At 38.5% G+C, this 17954-nt stretch carries 16 protein-coding genes and 2 pseudogenes; 1 reads left to right on the top strand and 17 read right to left on the bottom strand.

Annotation, left to right across the window (positions count from 1 at the left end; genetic code table 11):
* Nucleotides 1–78: 78 nt before the first annotated feature.
* The 3 genes and pseudogenes from ltrA to AB4161_RS20860 all read right to left on the bottom strand — a co-directional run.
* Nucleotides 79–1404 carry a group II intron reverse transcriptase/maturase gene (gene ltrA / locus AB4161_RS20870; protein WP_104216285.1) on the bottom strand — a complete coding sequence of 442 codons (1326 nt, stop codon included), beginning with the start codon at nucleotides 1402–1404 and terminating at the stop codon, nucleotides 79–81.
* The gene (locus AB4161_RS20865; RefSeq protein WP_241815097.1) at nucleotides 1404–1604 is read right to left on the bottom strand and encodes a hypothetical protein; all 201 of its coding nucleotides are present in this window, start codon (nucleotides 1602–1604) and stop codon (nucleotides 1404–1406) included. Before AB4161_RS20865 ends, ltrA begins: the two co-directional genes overlap by 1 nt.
* Before the next feature lie 291 nt (nucleotides 1605–1895).
* A pseudogene (locus tag AB4161_RS20860) lies at nucleotides 1896–2807 on the bottom strand (ISAs1 family transposase); the annotation flags it as partial.
* Nucleotides 2808–2961: 154 nt separating this feature from the next.
* On the opposite strand from AB4161_RS20860, the gene AB4161_RS20855 reads away from it, so the two are divergent.
* Nucleotides 2962–3144 carry a hypothetical protein gene (locus AB4161_RS20855; RefSeq protein ID WP_372084180.1) on the top strand — a complete coding sequence of 61 codons (183 nt, stop codon included), beginning with the start codon at nucleotides 2962–2964 and terminating at the stop codon, nucleotides 3142–3144.
* A 511-nt stretch (nucleotides 3145–3655) separates the two neighbouring features.
* Here AB4161_RS20855 and AB4161_RS20850 read toward each other — a convergent pair.
* The 14 genes and pseudogenes from AB4161_RS20850 to AB4161_RS20785 all read right to left on the bottom strand — a co-directional run.
* Nucleotides 3656–4405, bottom strand: coding sequence for a glycosyltransferase family 2 protein (locus tag AB4161_RS20850; RefSeq protein ID WP_372084178.1), 750 nt, complete (start codon nucleotides 4403–4405; stop codon nucleotides 3656–3658).
* Entirely contained in the window at nucleotides 4399–5196 is a 798-nt protein-coding gene (locus tag AB4161_RS20845) for a hypothetical protein (protein ID WP_372084176.1), read from the bottom strand. Before AB4161_RS20845 ends, AB4161_RS20850 begins: the two co-directional genes overlap by 7 nt.
* On the bottom strand, nucleotides 5189–6244 hold the full coding sequence (locus AB4161_RS20840) for a glycosyltransferase family 4 protein (protein WP_372084174.1): 1056 nt from the start codon (nucleotides 6242–6244) through the stop codon (nucleotides 5189–5191). Before AB4161_RS20840 ends, AB4161_RS20845 begins: the two co-directional genes overlap by 8 nt.
* A complete protein-coding gene (locus tag AB4161_RS20835) occupies nucleotides 6219–7241 on the bottom strand; it encodes a hypothetical protein (protein ID WP_372084172.1) in 1023 nt (340 codons plus the stop codon). Before AB4161_RS20835 ends, AB4161_RS20840 begins: the two co-directional genes overlap by 26 nt.
* Nucleotides 7219–8436, bottom strand: coding sequence for an O-antigen ligase family protein (locus AB4161_RS20830; protein ID WP_372084170.1), 1218 nt, complete (start codon nucleotides 8434–8436; stop codon nucleotides 7219–7221). Before AB4161_RS20830 ends, AB4161_RS20835 begins: the two co-directional genes overlap by 23 nt.
* Before the next feature lie 65 nt (nucleotides 8437–8501).
* Entirely contained in the window at nucleotides 8502–9191 is a 690-nt protein-coding gene (locus AB4161_RS20825) for a sulfotransferase family 2 domain-containing protein (RefSeq protein WP_372084168.1), read from the bottom strand.
* A gap of 54 nt (nucleotides 9192–9245) precedes the next feature.
* Nucleotides 9246–10511 (bottom strand): lipopolysaccharide biosynthesis protein, encoded by a 1266-nt coding sequence (locus AB4161_RS20820; RefSeq protein WP_372084166.1) that lies wholly within the window; start codon nucleotides 10509–10511, stop codon nucleotides 9246–9248.
* Nucleotides 10504–11586, bottom strand: a complete 1083-nt coding sequence (locus tag AB4161_RS20815) for a hypothetical protein (RefSeq protein ID WP_372084165.1) — start codon at nucleotides 11584–11586, stop codon at nucleotides 10504–10506. The genes AB4161_RS20820 and AB4161_RS20815 overlap by 8 nt, the downstream gene beginning before the upstream one ends.
* A 1-nt stretch (nucleotide 11587) precedes the next feature.
* Nucleotides 11588–12997, bottom strand: a complete 1410-nt coding sequence (gene cysN, locus AB4161_RS20810; RefSeq protein ID WP_372084164.1) for a sulfate adenylyltransferase subunit CysN — start codon at nucleotides 12995–12997, stop codon at nucleotides 11588–11590.
* Between the two features lie 70 nt (nucleotides 12998–13067).
* Nucleotides 13068–14030: a DHH family phosphoesterase gene (locus AB4161_RS20805; RefSeq protein WP_372084163.1), complete on the bottom strand. Its 963-nt coding sequence runs from the start codon at nucleotides 14028–14030 to the stop codon at nucleotides 13068–13070.
* Nucleotides 14031–14032: 2 nt separating this feature from the next.
* Complete coding sequence (gene cysC / locus AB4161_RS20800) at nucleotides 14033–14662, bottom strand: adenylyl-sulfate kinase (protein ID WP_372084161.1); 630 nt, start codon at nucleotides 14660–14662, stop codon at nucleotides 14033–14035.
* Nucleotides 14663–14696: 34 nt separating this feature from the next.
* Nucleotides 14697–16412, bottom strand: a complete 1716-nt coding sequence (locus AB4161_RS20795; RefSeq protein ID WP_372084159.1) for an SLC13 family permease — start codon at nucleotides 16410–16412, stop codon at nucleotides 14697–14699.
* Nucleotides 16413–16486: 74 nt separating this feature from the next.
* Entirely contained in the window at nucleotides 16487–17401 is a 915-nt protein-coding gene (gene cysD, locus AB4161_RS20790; protein ID WP_372084182.1) for a sulfate adenylyltransferase subunit CysD, read from the bottom strand.
* Nucleotides 17402–17772: 371 nt separating this feature from the next.
* Nucleotides 17773–17954 (bottom strand): annotated as a pseudogene (locus tag AB4161_RS20785) (hypothetical protein); the annotation flags it as partial.

Here is a 17954-nt window from a genome sequence, read left to right as displayed (position 1 = left end):
TGGTGAGTAGACCGCAGGAACTCCCCCTGCAGCCTCTCGCAAAACGGTACGTGAACCTCTCAGTTCATACCGCTTCCATTAGGCAAACGATCCTCTCATTCCATGCCTCCAATGGGCAAACAACCACGGATTCTGCTTAGCTATCCTTTCCAAGAACAGCGTTGCTCGAGTCTTATGGCGACGAAGTTTTTTGTATTTGCGTCTCGCCCACCTAATCAGAGCTTTGTTGATGTGTCTAAACACTGGGTATAGCGACGACCGATAGTACTTACCATAGTACCCAATCCAGCCATTTATCATTGGATTTAACCAACCTGATATCTGTGCGATGTTGAGATCTGTTCGGCTTCGTACCTTCAGCGTTTTAATTCTCCGCCTCATCGCTTTCAAAGCAACCTTACTCACCGCTGGCGTGAAGCTTACAAACATACTGTTTCGCTTGGTATTCTTCACTAATCGACGCCTGAATGTATATCCAAGAAAGTCGAAGCTTGTGTGTTCATGGTTGCCTTTTCGGCTTCCGTCTTTGCAGTAAAGTATTTTGGTCTTTTCTGGATGCAACTCTAGACCACACTCAGCAAAGCGCTCTCTCAGTACCTCTAGCATGTGTTCGGCTTCTTCTTTGCTTTTGCAATGAACCAGCCCATCATCCGCATATCGACACCAAGGTATACCGCGGTAATGCTTGTGTAACCATTTATCGAAGACATAATGTAAAAAGAGATTGGCGAGAACAGGACTGATTACCCCTCCTTGAGGTGTTCCCATATCCCTTGCTTTCAACTCTCCATCTGGCATTTTCATCGGTGCTGTTAACCAACGTTTGATATATAACCTTACCCACTTTTCTGTGCAGTGTTTATCGACTGCTTTCATCAGTAGGTCGTGCGGTATTTTATCAAACAATGCCCTAATATCGAACTCAAGGCACCAGTCATAGTCCCAACACCGTCTTCGAGTTACACCTATAGCATCTAGAGCCGATTTCTTTGGTCTGTATCCATACGAATCTGGCAAGAAGTGCGGTTCTACTTGGGGTTCAAATGTCAGTTTGACCACCATCTGTGCGATGCGGTCACTGACAGTTGGTATACCAAGTATCCTCTCGCCTCCGGCTTTCTTTGGAATGGCTACAGCCAGTACTGGCGGAGGGAAGTAGGTTCCCGATGCCAATCGGTTCCAAATTTTATAGAGATTTCCTTTTAAGTTCCTGTCAAATTCGGCCAGTGTTTCATTATCAACCCCTGCCGCGCCTGCATTTGCTTTCACCAACTTGTATGCGTTGACTACTTGCCATTTTGAAATGTTGAATTGTTTTGTCTTAACCTCTGCCTCCTCCTGACTTATTGTCAGTTGGGCAGAACTTAACGACGGCCTAACGCTACCCCTTCGCTCCACAACCATTACAGCTGTTTCCTCACTACTACAGATAGCTCCGTCCCAGTGCTGTGCATCGGTACTCTAATACTCGCCAATTCAGTGGCTTGTATGTCTTCCTTAGGCATCACAACGACTGGTTCCCGCAGTTCCCAAAAAGAGCCTGATATAGATTCACGCCCACTATACGCCGGACACCGTCTATGCAGCATTCGGAGTTTACTCATAGACTTATCCCAAGAGATAGAAACGCCCTTGGTTTTGATGTCAATCTCTGGATTACGACGCGTCCACATGGGTTCGGGTTAACTCGTCTCTCTATATCGTACCTGCCGAACTTTCGTTCGCACTTTGACTCCAACGCTCATGACCATAGCTCTTAACTACAGCCACTTGGAGTGGTTTGAAGCCAGCTTCCGACAGCAGACTTCGGTGGGCCTACCACCATCTCTTCCTGAGCTTATGCCTTAAGTCATAGCATCTCCTTATGCTGCTAACTTCAGTGCCTGCGGCACACTTTCAATTCGCCAGTGTGCTCGCGTGCTCTCTAGTAAAGCTTTAGCCGTTAGTTTTGCTGAGCTTATGTAGTGCTTGATTTGCATTGTTTCTGCTGGCTTATCACCTTCTTGACGAATTGAAACGACCATACCAATTGTGGAGAGTTCAGCCCAATCAAACGCTATATAGCCTAAGAAATCTGTATTGTGAACAACCATACTCAAACGCGTTTCTGTACGACCATGCCCTTTCTCTTGAGTGACGTATTTATCACCTTCAAAACTATTAATCATACTAGAATTAAACACTTGGCTAATCGCTTGCTCCAATCGTTTTTGATTACCTTTTACCGCTAAGAGATAATCTGCATCTTGAGCGACTATCTTTTCAGCTATATCCTTCTGGCATCCCATAGCATCAATAGTCACTAAACAACCTCGCAAGGAAAGCATTTCAAGCAGTTCAGGGATCGCTTTTATTTCATTGCTTTTATCCGCAGTCTTCACTTGTCCTAGTACAACTTGGTTTGCTGCACTAAAGGCACTAACCATATGGATTGCACCACAACGCTTGTCTTTGTTGTATGTGCCTCTGAGAGTTTTGCCGTCGATAGCAATCACTTCACCCTCTGTCGTCTCATGACAGTCTTTCATCCACGCAGTAAAGCATCGTTGCAGTTGCTTGGCGGAAATAAGATTGATAACTCGGGCAATGGTATCGTGTACTAGTATGCCTTGTTTGAAATCACCATACTGCCTAAGCCATTCCAAGTTATCTTCACCAAAATCTTCAATATCCTCCCAACCTTCAGCACCAGCAATCACTGCTGCAATTGTTAAGAAGATAATGTCGGTTAGCGTGTGCTCTATTTTCCAAGCTTGGCGAGGGTCTCGAATAACTGAAATATGGTCCAAAAGGCTTAATCCATTCATTATGGCTAAATATCTGCTGTTAAAAAACAGTATATGATCACACCTAAATCTGATCATCAAATCGATCTTGAATGTATTGAATTTGTTGTGACTTCAGTGTACAAATTAGTGGAAACATCACTTCACGCTACCCCTTATTCCATATGGGTTTTTCATGATCTTGCCCTGCGTCACGCCTTCAGAGCGTCACAATGGAAAAGATAAAGAGATCTTGAAGCGTCGTGTAGAGGTATTGCTCGCTGCAAAACAGCGAAAGCCTGAGCGGTGGTCTGGTGATATCAGGAACTGTGCGCCTGTTGGTGACGTTCACCTAAATCCAGAAAGAGAAGCTGCTTAATAAGTAAGCAAATGATGACAACTACCTTGAAAAACACCGCTTGGCACCCCATAGCATCAATCGTCACTAAACAACCTCACAAGGAAAGCATCTCAAGCAGTTCAGGGATCGCTTCTATTTCATTGCTCTTATCTGCAATTTTAACCTACTCTAACACAACTTGATTTGCTGCAATCACACCAGAACGCATTTTTCTGTTGCATTGGAAAATAAGGTTGATAACTCGAACAATAGTATGCTTTGTTCGAAATCATCATATTGAATAAATCAATCCAAGTTATCTTCTACCAAAATTTTAATATATTCCCAACTTTCAGAGTCGGAAATTATTGCTGAATTAGTTAAAAAGATAATATCGTTTAATGCATAACTGGTTGTATTGCTTACAGTTGATGACTTTGTAACGAGGTTTAGTCATAGGACTACGATAGGTAGTGGACGTAGCTAATCAGATCGTAGGTTCTGGATTTAGTTCCACTTAATTACGCAACAAAGCCACTACGAATAAATTCTACATTCGAAATACAGCACGATATGCATAGTGAAAAAAAGAAATAGTTGAATCGATTATATTTAGTTGTTCAATTTCTCTATAGATTTGCCATTGCCTTTTTGCCTTTTTTATTTTATTTCTAGAAATTGAATTCGGCATTATACGATATTCAGTTAATATAACGGGAAGAAGATAGGCATTAGTGTCTTGTTTCAACAGTTTCAACCATAACGCATAATCCTGGCCCGTACGTATATTTGGCATTGACAAACTTCGGAAACAGGACTTTTTCAACATAACTGTAGAACAACCTAGCGTTGCTTTCTTTCTTAACATATCTTGATAAGAAACTGATACTACTTCCCCTTTATCAACAACCTTTCCGATTTTATTTCCGTTCTCGTAAATCAATTCATAAGAAGTAAAAGAAAAAGAGTACTTCCCTTCTAGCATAAACTCTAACTGGCACATTAACTTATTAGGTAACCATAAGTCATCGCTATCTAAAAAAGCAATAAATTCACCATTAGATTCTGAAATACATCTATTTCTAGAAACTGCTGCTCCCGAATTAGTATCATTTACAAAAACTTTTACTCTAGAATCCTTAAATGCGATTTTTTTCAAAATATCGACTGTTTGATCAGTAGAACAATCGTCGGTTACTACCCACTCCCAATTGTCATAATCCTGATTTTTTATGGATTCATACGTGCTTAAAATTGTTGCATATGAGTTGTAGGTTGGAGTAATTATAGAAATCAACATAATTTAATTAAACGTCCAATATAATAATTCAAATATCTTCTAAAACAAAGCACGAGCTTACCCTCAGATAAAAGAAAAGGCATTTTCTTAATTAAAAACAACATGGAATAAACAAACCCTGTACGTAACTTAACCATATCCATCATTCGAAACTTTGTTTCGATTAAATTATCATTTCTATGAAAATTCTCTCCTGAAGTTTCTTTCTCATGATAGCAGATAACAACTGGTATCTTTTTGGCAACAAAACCTTTTGAAATACAATGATTAACGAATATAAACTCTTCCCCAGAAGGATACTGAGCACCTAAACCAAAGGACTCGTTAAATCTTAAATTACTATCAATTAGGCGCCTCGAAAGGCACATGCTGACAGAGGAAATCGAGAAACTATTACGGAAACTAACATTCGTTTCACTCAACAGTTCACCTTTGTACTTTCCACCCAAAACAAAGCCAAAAGAGAGCAAATCAGATTGATAACATTCAAATAAATCACCATTTGAAAAACCAGAAGAAATAATCACATCGTCATCAGCAATAATACAAAAATCAGCAGTCGAATTATCCATTGCAATATTTCTGCTTTTAGATAGCCCGACAGTTTTGGTTTGTATGTAGTTAATAGATATCGATAGTTCGGAAGAAACTAAGGCTATATGACGTTTATATTCTTCAATATCACCTTGCTGGGTTATTTGATGAACAACCACATAATTGTATTCAGGATTGAATACAATGTTATAAATTGAGTTATTCAGTGTAGATAACAACACTTCTACTTTAGGCACGAATCATCTCCTCATATATAGTATAAGTACTTTCCGCAATACTTTTTATACTAAAATGCTCCACCCTTCTCTCTAATAATTTGCTTTTTCTTAGAGCGACCAAACTTGCCGATGTTGGTTTTCTTAATATGACATCTAACTTTTTCGCTAAATCATCGCCTAAAAGCCAATCAACAACCACGTCGTCAGGTATATTAATCACAGGACAATTGAAGGACATCGCCTCTAATATAACATTTGGTGTACCCTCAAAAGATGAATTAAATAAAATACCAAGAGCTCCTTGGAACTCTCTTGAAAGTTCGCTTTCTTCAAGCTTCCCTTCAAGTGATACCCTGTCACCTATTTGACTTCGTACCTTATTAAGATAATCGTTAGTTTCTTCGGATAATCCAGAATTAAAAGGTCCCACCAACTTTAATTTAACACTATCATCTTTAACATTTTCAAGAAACCATTTTATACAACCAAGAACCCCTTTTCTTTCAACAATTGCCCCAACAAATAGAAAATACCCCTCACAATCTCTATTAATGTCAAAACATCTTCGCTCAGTATGTACTCCGTTTGGAATCACTATGTTTTTATTACTTTGTACATATCTCTCATTAATAGCTTTTATTTTTGGGTTTAGAGAGTTAACAAAATTAACGTTACGCAGAATATATTTCAAAAATGGTCTTTTTAACCTACTCTTGCTAAGTGTCTCTAAATCATCATGCCCCTCTAAAGTACATTTAAACAAAACATTACGACGAAAAAAACACAATACCATAAGCTCAAGTAAATGGTACCCGTGAACGTGATGGATTGTTTCATTTTTATTTGAATTTGCGATAATGAGTAATATCCGGAACAACTTGGTCATTACAGAACCACCTAAATTGTATACTGGATATGGAAGGTATCGGATAGTAGGTTTTTTCTCAGTATTTACGAAAACAACTTCACAACTACGATTATCAATCAATTCTTTTGATAGCTTTAATGCTTGATTAGTTGCACCACTGTATAGATAAAGATTATAAACATGGTGAAAAACTTTCATTTTCATCCTTAATATACTGATAGATTGATCTTGCCAAAATCCCCTCAAGTGTTTCACTTTCTTCTTGCAAGAAAGATTTTACGCTGCCGTCATGACCTAGTTTAAAGTAGCATTTCGATGATAGGTAAGTATAAGGACCAAAATGTGGACCTTGAAACTCGATTATATAAGCCTTATTACCATCATAGCCGATATCCACTGAGAGATAAGGGGTAGACAATTTTTCTTTAAGTAACTTACACGCGATCAAAACTTGAGGCTCAACATTTGTTACACTCTCGAAATTACCAGAGCCACTAGCCCGAAAATCCCCCTTACGAACATGACGTTTCAAAACATAAAAACGTTCACCAAATATCAAAACTTTATAGTCAAAAGTTAACTCTGGTATTAATTCTTGTACTACAATGCCCTTAGGGGATTTTAGGTACCGCACACGCAAAGAGCTATACCTCCAACCAAAAAGAAAAAACTTCTTGAACACGAGTTTTAATATTTTTTTTACACCCTCAACTCTAAGCGAGTCGAACGAAATTTTCTTACTCCACTTATAAAGGGCCTGACTATTTTCTGGTAGGATTACTCCATGGCTACCGGCTCCATTTGGGTCCTTATAGACATAATTTGATTTGAAATATAATGAATCACTCGTTAGATATTTTTCATTCAATTCATCTATCTTATATTTCTTTTTTAATAGAGATTGATAACCTTTATTTTCATGAGCAAGTACAAGATCAAAATTAGGCAAGATCTTACACCCTTGATTCATTAAGTAAAATAACTTATCCTCAAGAACCTTTTTTATTTCCAACTGTTGAAAGCTTCCCGTTATTATTAAGCTAGCATCATTAATATTTTCAAGGTCACTTAGCTCGACCATTTTCAATGTTAACCCATATGATGTAAGGTTGTGGTATAAATTAAAAACATCTACACCCTCCCAAGGCATTAATCCTTGACCAAAAAAACCCTTATGGGTGACTATATATATCATTACGCCTCCTGACGCCATCTCGACACTGACTTTGACAATAGCAAAAATAAAACGTCATCCAAAACCAAAAACTAAACGGATAGTTCCTAATCATGTCATTGGTTGTAGACATAACAAGGAAAACAAGCATTAGTGACATAATATAGAACTGACAATCAATATCCCTTACGTAACACAACCTATAAAAAAAATTTAATAAGACAACCAAAAATAATGTCAACCCTAAATATCCCAGTTCAACAAATATTGTCACATAACTATTTTCAATATTAAAACCACGACTATCCCCAGGGATTGACACTCCAGCACCTAGACCCAACAATTGATAAAAAACATTATCCATATGTTTTATAGCATCTATCCAGTGCAGCACTCTAATATTTTCTGTATATGTTTCAATATTTGCAATACCCGCAACTCTTTCAATTACCTTCAAATCTAAAGCAAGTATCATATGATAGAAATAAACTACCATAGAAAAAGCGAAGAACATTAAAATGGAGAAGAAGAAAGCATACTTAATAGGTTGCTTTCTAAGCCGATAAATAAAAAATAGTAACGTCAACAAAGTTGAAGAAACTAGGGCCATTCGACTCAAAGTAAAAAATATATTGAATAATATCAAAAGGTAAATAACAATGAATATTAATAAGCCAACTTTTCCTTTCAATCTAAAATAAAGCAGTGATGCCAAAGAAAAGTTCAGGAATATCCCATAGTTAATTGGATTTCTAAATAGAGATATTAATCTAAACCCTGCAGCTAATGTCACATGATTCATTTGTTCCTTATCGACACCATAGATAACACCAATAATATCTGCATAAAAAAACTCTACAAGCCCAATAAGAGCTTGTAGAGCACCTAATATAATAATTAACTTAGCAAATAAGTTGACATCATAAACAAATCTATCATTTCGAGCCAGATTTAAAAGTAAGACGACTAAAACTATATTCGGGACATTATATCTTATCCCATTTATTGCATCAGAAAATGGGACGTAGCTATATAAATGGAAACAGTAATATAGTAGGTAAACAAATAAAACCAATAATGGTAAATCAACTTCTTTCTTAGAAACCCTTATGGTATAGGCAAAAGAAAATAAAACTATAATTGCCCATATGACATCTTTAATTGCAGAAGATAAGAAAGAAATCCCAAAACTCTCAAATCTAAAACTAACCACCATAATTATGCTACAATATATAATAGCTAACGTAATAAAAATTCTTAGTGAGTTACTTATCGAAATCGTCACATTCTAATCTTCAAGTATATATATAAAAACATTGCCTTAATCGAGTTTATTTTTTTTGATTTACCAATTGATATTGACTCTGGCCAATCATAACCAAATCGATTAAAGTCATCGCTATAGTATTCTTTAAGTTGCATCGAAACTTCATTAGAAACAGAAAAAACACTATGCTGATAGCGTGTTCTATTGAAGTGTCCTATTGACTGTAAATTTTCAAATCCATTATTTTTTAAATAAACCTCAAGCGATTCCATACCATTTTCAATTTTAAACGTATATGTTTTTTCAAGTAAGTAATCAGCTTGCTTTTTACCATGATTATCAAATCTTCGATTAAAATAGTCAGGAAACATGATGAGAAAACGACAAAAAACGTCAAATTCAACAAATCTCGTCATTAGTCGACTAGTTTTACATCTATAACGATATTCACTTAACAATCTATTCACAGGATTCCTAACAACAGCAAAACTAAAATCAGTTAACTGTTCAATCCCATTTTTAATTACCCATTCAGCATCAACATGTTGAAGGTTAATATTCATTTCTTTTTCAAAATCCCTACTAGTTATAAAGCCAACATTGTAACCTGATTCTACCAATGTTTTCTCTATAGACGTCCCACCCGTCTTGGGGATGTGCATGAAGAGGAATGATTGATTTCTATCATTTCTAACTATAGGCATTACTTATACACTCTAATAAAACAAAATTCACAAAACAACAATTAGATCCAGTGGCTATTTAATCCAGGTTTTCAAGCCATGACACCTGTACAAATAACAAACCAGACTGGAATTCAAAACAAAATATGCCACCCCTGTACTGATCGCAGCAGAATAAATACCAAAACGCTCGTAACATGAAACTAAAACCAATATATTACATGCTATGGATAGCGAGCTAGATAACAATATTACCCGTTCACCACCTAACATCATTGCTATGCTATTAACAGGACCACACATTATCGAAAATAGCTGTGGTATCAAAATTACAATCGCAAGAGCGTATAACATTTCAAATTTGTCAGAAAAGATCAGATTGATAACCCACTCTCCACATAGGCCAAACAACACAAAAAAAACAACCCCAAACAAGCTATTAACCCTTACAGCTTTAGTTGTCAATTTTTGAATAGCATCTGTATTTGACTTTTCTTTTGACATCAAACGACCAAGTGCTGGCATGATTACAGCGTTCATAGCAGTCTGTGACATTGCCATAAATAGTACGATCTGAGAAGCTAATTTAAACAATGCTACATCTTCAAAATTACCAACGTAACCCAAAATTAACGTGACCATTTCACTGTTAAAAACAGATACAACTGTAATTAGGGTCATTGGAATTAGTGCTTTATTCAAATCACTTCGGTAACTTGCGCTATCAATACAGTTGGCTTCGGTATTTGAATCACATAGTTTTTTCTTTAAAAGAAAGTAACCAATCAATGCCGAAACACAATAAACAAGACTATGTACAGATAGTAACCCAAACTCGCTAAAGTTAAATAAACCAGTTATTAAAAGAACAGATGTTATAAGTAAAGCTAAAGGAATAGCAAGTCTAATTGTAATCTGAGACAATTTAATGAAATTTAAGCCATTCAACCAACCAGATTGTATAATAACCACACTTCGAACGATAATGATGAAGGCTATTATGAAAAATATATATCCCTGCCACCAGTCTACCTTTATTAAACCTGAAGCACTCATTATACAATAAAAAGCTATAAGCAAAAAAATTAGTATTAAGCTGGTTCTAATAACCCACGCTTTAAATTTATTAATATTAGCTACATTTTTTGAAATTTCCCTAATACTAATTTGTCCAAGACTAGATGCCGACAATACGCTAAACATAGTAATGATAGATATACTATATGCATATGAACCATAACTATCTACACTGAGAGCTTTAGCAAGTAGAATAGAAGAGACTACAGAAAACGCTTTCCCAACAAACAAAATACTGGACAAGGATATAAATTTTTTAATCATTGACGCTTATCACCCTTGCGACAAGCAATTTTATTTTGACTAAAAACTTACTTAAGCTTGGAAACTGATCAATGTATATTCTAGCAATATCCTTAAAAGATATCGTATTTAGCGCCTCTAGAATCTCACTAATTGCTTGATTTGCCTCCCTTTCAGTCCAACTTTGCGTATCAATTTCTTTATACATCTCAAAGTTATCAGAAAAAATATTTTCAACCTCTAAGAATTCTTCTAATTTCTTGTTAGATTCTTGATATTGAGAGTAAAATATAATAGCATCTTTCTTTTGTGGAACAAATTTCCCCTCATTAGACACGCTAGACCTAAGGTATTTTGACAAATAATTATTTGTCACATTTTCATTTATTAAGTGACCTAACTTTGTTTTAATCTTTCCATTAGACTCATTAGTTCGATAATTCCCTAACTCCCCCAAATCTAATTTTAGTATATGCAAGAAATCATCAACGACATCGCCGTTTCTCAATTTTTCTTTCTCAAAAACTCTGACATTAACATTTGAACGACCAAAAGCGGAACTCCAACTTTTTATTCTCTCATAGTAATCAAAATAATCATAAAAACTAGAGCTATCAGGTAAAGGGCTTACACCTTTTCCGTAATAGTAAGTAGATGGCAGATCAACACGCTTTGAGGCTTGTTGATAATGAGATACAGCAGCAAGATCTTGCCTTCTGAGATAAACTATAATTTTTATTTCATCAAAAATTTCAGAAAGGTCAGATTTTAGAGAAATTAGTTCATCATTAGAAAACAACCAGGAAAAATTCTCATTAGATATAATTACATTTCTATCATATTTTCCTTTTAGAAGGCTAAAAAGTTTAGTCTTATTTGAAACCCACCCTCCATAGCCAGACTTCATCGAATTCAAGTCATAACCGATCCAACTGGTTGTATTGCCATCTTGTCTTTTTATACCATCTGGAGTATCAATAAAGTACTTATAACCATATTCATTCAATAAAACCCGATTATTATATAGTGCTTGTTGAATTGATGACGTTCCCGTTTTATGGGTTCCTATATGCAAGATTAGTTTTCTTTTAATCAACTTAAATCTCCTTACAATTCCATTCCGGGAAATGTTTTCTAATATAGTGGTTTAAGTCTTTTTCCAACTCAGAATATGTACGCAGAGAATCTTCCACACGATTATTTATATGGCTAACCATACCAGCTCCAACTGTAACATTTGTATTTCTATCAATTACCACAAAGGCACCTGTTTGCGGTAACTCTTTATATCGGTCAACACTTATATTTTCGGTTAAAGTTATAGCAGTAAACGCGATTTCATTAAGCTCAACTGACACGTCATTCTCAGCATGTTTCTCAAGTGTGTTTACATCTACTTTGTGTTGGATATTAGCAACCTTACCAGCACAAGACTTCGTAGCAAACTTGAAGGTGTATTCTTTATGGCAACGAAGTGGGTTATCATCCATCCAAACAATGTGAGCATCAATTTTATTGGTAAGTTGTGGTTCAGTGCCTTTATGGACAAGCATATCACCGCGAGACACATCTATTTCATCTTCGAGAGTAATCGTGATCGCTTGACCTGGTTGTGCCGATTTAAGCTCTCCGTCATAAGTAAATATTGATTTAACCACTGAAGATTTACCTGAAGGCAACGCTGTAATTTCATCACCCACTCTAATTTGGCCAGAAGCCAGTGTGCCGCAAAAACCACGGAAGTCGAGGTTCGGGCGGTTAACATATTGAACAGGGAAACGCATATGCTCTAAATCTTTGTCTTGATCGATTTTCACAGTTTCAAGCAGTTTCATCAACGTCGCACCTGGGTACCAATCCATTTTTTCGCTTGGCGTAACCACGTTATCACCTTTAAGGGCCGAAATTGGTACAAAACGAATGTCATCAATGTTGAAATTCTTAGCCATCTCACGGTAATCGGCTTTGATTTTTTGGTACACCTCTTGGCTGTACTCCATCAAGTCCATTTTGTTAATAGCGACAATAATGTGCTTAATACCTAGTAGTGAGCAGATGTAACTGTGACGGCGGGTTTGAGTTTGGATACCATACCGAGCATCAACCATCACAATTGCAAGATCACAAGTTGAAGCACCTGTCACCATATTACGAGTATATTGCTCATGCCCTGGAGTATCAGCGATGATGAATTTACGTTTGTCCGTCGAGAAGTAACGGTACGCCACGTCAATAGTGATACCCTGCTCACGTTCAGACTGCAGGCCATCAACTAACAGAGCTAAATCAAACGATTCATCGGTGGTATTGAATTTCTGAGAGTCTTTTTCAATGGCCGCCATCTGATCTTCATAAATCAACTTGCTATCAAATAACAAACGTCCAATCAACGTCGATTTACCGTCATCTACGTTACCGCAAGTAAGAAAACGCAATAGGTCTTTGTTCTCATGAACTTTTAGGTAGGCTTCGATATCTTGAGCAATCAGATCTGAACTGTGTGACATGGTTTTTCCTTAATTGTATGGATTTGAAGTGTTTAGAAATGGAGCATCCTCCGTTCAAATCCACTAAAACTTATTTATAAAAATGATTTAATACTTGAATGAATTCGGCAACCTGGTCGATAGGAAGCGCGTTGATGCCTGCCGCGGCTTTTCTACCGCCACCAGTTGCAAATTGACAACAGACTTCATCAGCACCGGTACGATTATTTAACGGAGCACGAACGCTCACGGTAAAGTTTTGCTGGTTCTCGTTCAGTGTAAGTACTGCATGGGCTTTATCTAGGGATTGGTTTGCTAACGTATTACCAAATACACCGCTGATGCGTCTTGCCCAGGGTTCGCAAGGCAGCTGATAGATTTCCGATACGTCAGAGTTTTCTATCGGTGCTAATGACTTAACAAATTGGTTATCAGCTTCATACCCTTGCTTTAAAATATAATACGGAGAGCTTAAATCACGCTTTAGGTCAAAAGGTGATACATAGTGCATCAATTGCTGAAACAATTCTTTGGGTGCAATGTGCAAATCACCAATCGACGCGCCATAACCGTTGTAATTAATTAATGTACCTAACTCTTTTAAGAACGCTCTTTCATCTAGGTTGAGTCCGATGCTATCTGCTAACTGTTCAGCACTGGCGAGCATATTGTCACCATAAGCACCAACAATGGCCCAATCAGTGTATCGACCAGCCAAGTGTTGGTTAATTAGCAAGCTCGTACAGGTGTTCGCATCCAAGTTAATCAATGCTGTAAAGTTATCCGCTTGCGGCACTTCTCCAGTGCGATGATGGTCGCAATAAAAAAGTGGGATATCTCGCTCAATCAAGTCATAGAGAGCATCTACGTTCTTTTCCATCGAAATGTCTAAGATGGTACAACCGCTAACATCGCTTTGTTTTGCCACTTGCTGCAATAACTTAATATCACGCTTCACACCAGTAACGAGCTTAGAATATTTGGGCTCAGCCTTTCGCAACTGAAGCAGCGCGATAATGCCATCTGCATCGCCATTGAATACGTCATAATGCATGGTTAAATGTACCCTAAATCAGCTAACTGATTCACAACAGCCTCCGCACACGCTTCAATAGAGTGTCCTTCCGTCTCAACATGAATATCAGCATTCAACGGCGCTTCGTAAGTAGAATCAATCCCCGTGAAATGTTTAATTTCACCGGCTCGCGCTTTCTTGTACAACCCTTTCGGGTCTCGCTGTTCACACACCGATAAAGGAGTGTCAATGAACACTTCAAGAAATTGACCGGGTAATAGAAGCGTACGTGCTTGCTCACGATCCGCGATAAACGGAGAGATGAAGGCGGTGAGGACAATCGTGCCCGAATCGACAAACAGCTTAGCCACTTCACTAATACGGCGAATGTTTTCTACTCGATCGGTATCACTAAAGCCAAGATCTTTATTTAAACCATGGCGCACATTATCGCCATCAAGCAGATAGCTGTGTTTGCCTAAGTTCAACAGTTTGCTCTCGACCGCATTAGCAACCGTGGATTTTCCAGAACCACTTAGCCCCGTAAACCAAAGCACCACTGGCGTTTGCTGTTTTTGTACAGAGCGTTGCTCATGCGTGACCGTAGCGTTATGCCACACGACATCATCACTAACAGAGTCATTATCTTTTGTTACATAAGGAGAGGTCATTATCAACTCATACCTATCTAAAAATGCATATCAACTAAAAAGGGAATACCATCGGAATAGCCATCGCTGCTATTGCAATGTAAGTAGCTGTGACCAGCCAACCAACTTTCATAAAGTCTAAAAGGGCATAGCCACCTGCGTTCATCACCATAAGATTAGTTTGGTAGCCAAAGGGGCTGATGAAGGAGGCACTCGCGCCATAAGCGACAGCCATGACCAGTGGTAGATAACCAATATTAAATGTCGATGCTAGCGCTAATGCTATTGGCAGCATAATGGCTGCGGCGGCCGTATTGGTCATTATTTCGGTCAAAAGAATGGTTAACACCAGTATGCCTACCAACATCCAGTTCGGAGACAAGTTTCCAGCCATAGACTCAAAGGTTTGCGTTAGTGCTATGGCTAACCCGCTGCTAGAAAATGCACTGGCTATACACAGCGCAGAGACGAGTATCGCCAACAACTCAAACGGGAAACGCCTTCTCAATTGAGTGCCATCAATAATTCTGCTTACCAAGGATAAAAGTAGGAAGCCAGACAAAGTCTCGATAAGGTCTAAATTGGTACAAGCAGCTAAGATTATCGCGGAAATAAACCCGACAATACCTAACACGTTTTGTGGCAAAGACAAGGGACTTTTAACTGACTTATCGCTTAGCAGAAAAAAGTTACGAGATAAGTTTGGGCGCTTTTTAAAGTCATCCCCAACCGCAAGGATAAACTTATCTCCGCTCTGAATAGAGCATTCACCAAGCTTGCCGGATATTCTCTTACCTTGTCTTGCAATCGCGACTACCGCAGCATCAAAGCGAGAACGAAACTCCACCTCTTTTAGAGTCTTACCTATCAAAACAGATTCCGGACTAACCAATACCTCTACGAGGTTTTTATCCAACTCGAACTCTTCTTCAACATAAAGTTTTAGCCCATCAAAGGAAGACAACTGTTTTACTTCCGAGACGTCGCCACTGAATACTAGTTTATCCCCAGACAATATCAGTTCACTGGGTGAAACGGGTGATATCAGCTGTTTATCTCGAATAATTTCCGTTAAAAACAGGCCATCGAGTGAGCGTAATCCGTTGTCCAATACGCTTTTACCTACGAGTTTGCTGCCCTCATCTACTTCTGCATCCAGGAAGTAGTCTCCTAATGATTCGGCCTTTACTGGTTCATCGGGCAACCATCGGGAAGCAATCACCACTATCAAGCCACACCCTACCAGCAAGCTTGCTCCAACAGGGAAGAAAGCAAAGATAGTAAGCCCCGGATAACCTTGTTCTTCGAGTAGACCGCTGACGACAAGATTAGTCGCGGTCCCTATCAAGGTTAAGGTGCCACCTAAGATAGAAAAGTATGAAAGAGGGATAAGCAATTTTTTAGGAGCATGGAAAGGGTTCTTAAGAACACTTCCCATTAAGGTCGCGACCACTGCCGTGTTATTCAGCATTCCTGAACTCACTGCACTTACCGTACCCAAGCGCAACAAAGATTGCCAATAACTGCGATGAGACAGCGTTTTGGCCGCCCAACTCAATAAAGCGGTTCTTTCTAAGGTCAAAGATGAAAGCAACAACAACAGTAAAATAACGACTGAGCGATTCGTAACATTGGAAAAAACTACCGCTTGGGTGATTTCGCCAGATACATATAGCACCGCGACAGCGGCAACAAAAACATAGCTTGCTCTGAATCGGTTACTCACTAAAGCAATAATTAATCCGATGAGGACACATGCGGTGACAATCATTTCTAACTACTCAAATTGCTAACGGGCTCATGACAAACTATTGCCGAATACAATAAATCTTTGCTTGATAGATTTTAGAAATAACCTTCGCGCTTTTTCTTCTCCATTGAGCCCGAGCTATCGTGATCAATGGCACGACCTTGACGCTCTGACGTTGTCGTCAGCAACATTTCTTGAATGATTTCTGGAAGCGTAGTGGCTTCTGACTCTACAGCGCCGGTTAATGGATAACAGCCAAGGGTACGAAAACGCACCATTTTCTCTTCCACTACTTCGCCTTCTTTCAGCTCCATACGATCATCATCGACCATAATCAGCATACCGTCACGCTCAACCACAGGGCGAGGTTTAGACAGGTACAGCCCCGGAATTTCGATATTCTCCAGGTAGATGTACTGCCAGATATCTAGCTCCGTCCAGTTAGACAAAGGAAACACTCGAATACTTTCGCCTTGGTTCACCTTGCCGTTGTAGATATTCCATAGCTCCGGACGTTGGTTTTTTGGATCCCAGCGGTGATGTTCATCACGAAAGGAATACACACGTTCTTTTGCGCGAGATTTTTCTTCATCACGACGCGCACCGCCAAAAGCGGCATCAAAGCCATTCATATCGAGCGCTTGCTTAAGGCCTTGCGTTTTCATGATATCGGTGTGTTTTGAACTGCCATGAACGAATGGGTTAATACCCATCTCGACACCTTCAGGGTTTTGATGAACAATTAACTTCATTCCCACCTTTTCAGCCATGTAGTCACGAAACTCGATCATTTCCTTAAACTTCCACGTTGTATCAACATGCATTAGTGGAAACGGAGGTGTGCCTGGAGCAAACGCTTTTTGCGCAAGGTGCAGCATTACAGAGGAGTCTTTACCCACAGAATACAACATCACCGGGTTATCGAACTCTGCCGCCACTTCACGCATAATATGAATAGACTCAGCTTCCAATTGCTTTAAGTGAGTCATTTTTTCCGGAGTCATTTTCATCGTCATGTTACTTTTTGCCCACACCAGTTAAGTTAATTTTCTACAATTATACCTCAGCCTTTTAAATACCACTGAGACACTTTTTATTCATTTTGAGACAGTCTATTTTCAACCATCCCTTATAAAAACCAGATTTTGCTTACTTTTTTAAAACCGCCCCAATAGGCCGCAAAAAATACTCACTCAACAGATTTTAGTGCTATTTCATTGAGACTCATTCTATTTTAGGTACGCTACCGCCCTTAGGTTTGGCTCCTAAAGGCAAGGTGAAACCACTTTTTATGCTGTTTCACACGGTTCTAATTAGCGAAAAGTTTAGCAAAATAGACGCATATTAACTAGTAAAAATATTACCTTGATTGGTCAGCCTGTTACCACTTATTTAACCACCGGAAGCATTGTACGTATTGCAGGTACTGAGTGCCTATGTGGTAGCGGTTTTCTTGTGCTGCGTCGCAGTAGCGCTTTTCTATATCAATGAAGATGTTGCCGTTTCTGCACAGCGACACGAAGCTGGGGTTGTTGTTCACCACGGCGTTGTTAATGATATGGA

The sequence above is a fragment of the Vibrio sp. 10N.286.51.E5 genome (assembly GCF_041469125.1).
Classification (GTDB): Bacteria; Pseudomonadota; Gammaproteobacteria; order Enterobacterales; family Vibrionaceae; genus Vibrio; species Vibrio crassostreae_C.
This window is presented reverse-complemented; position numbering and strand designations above follow the sequence as displayed.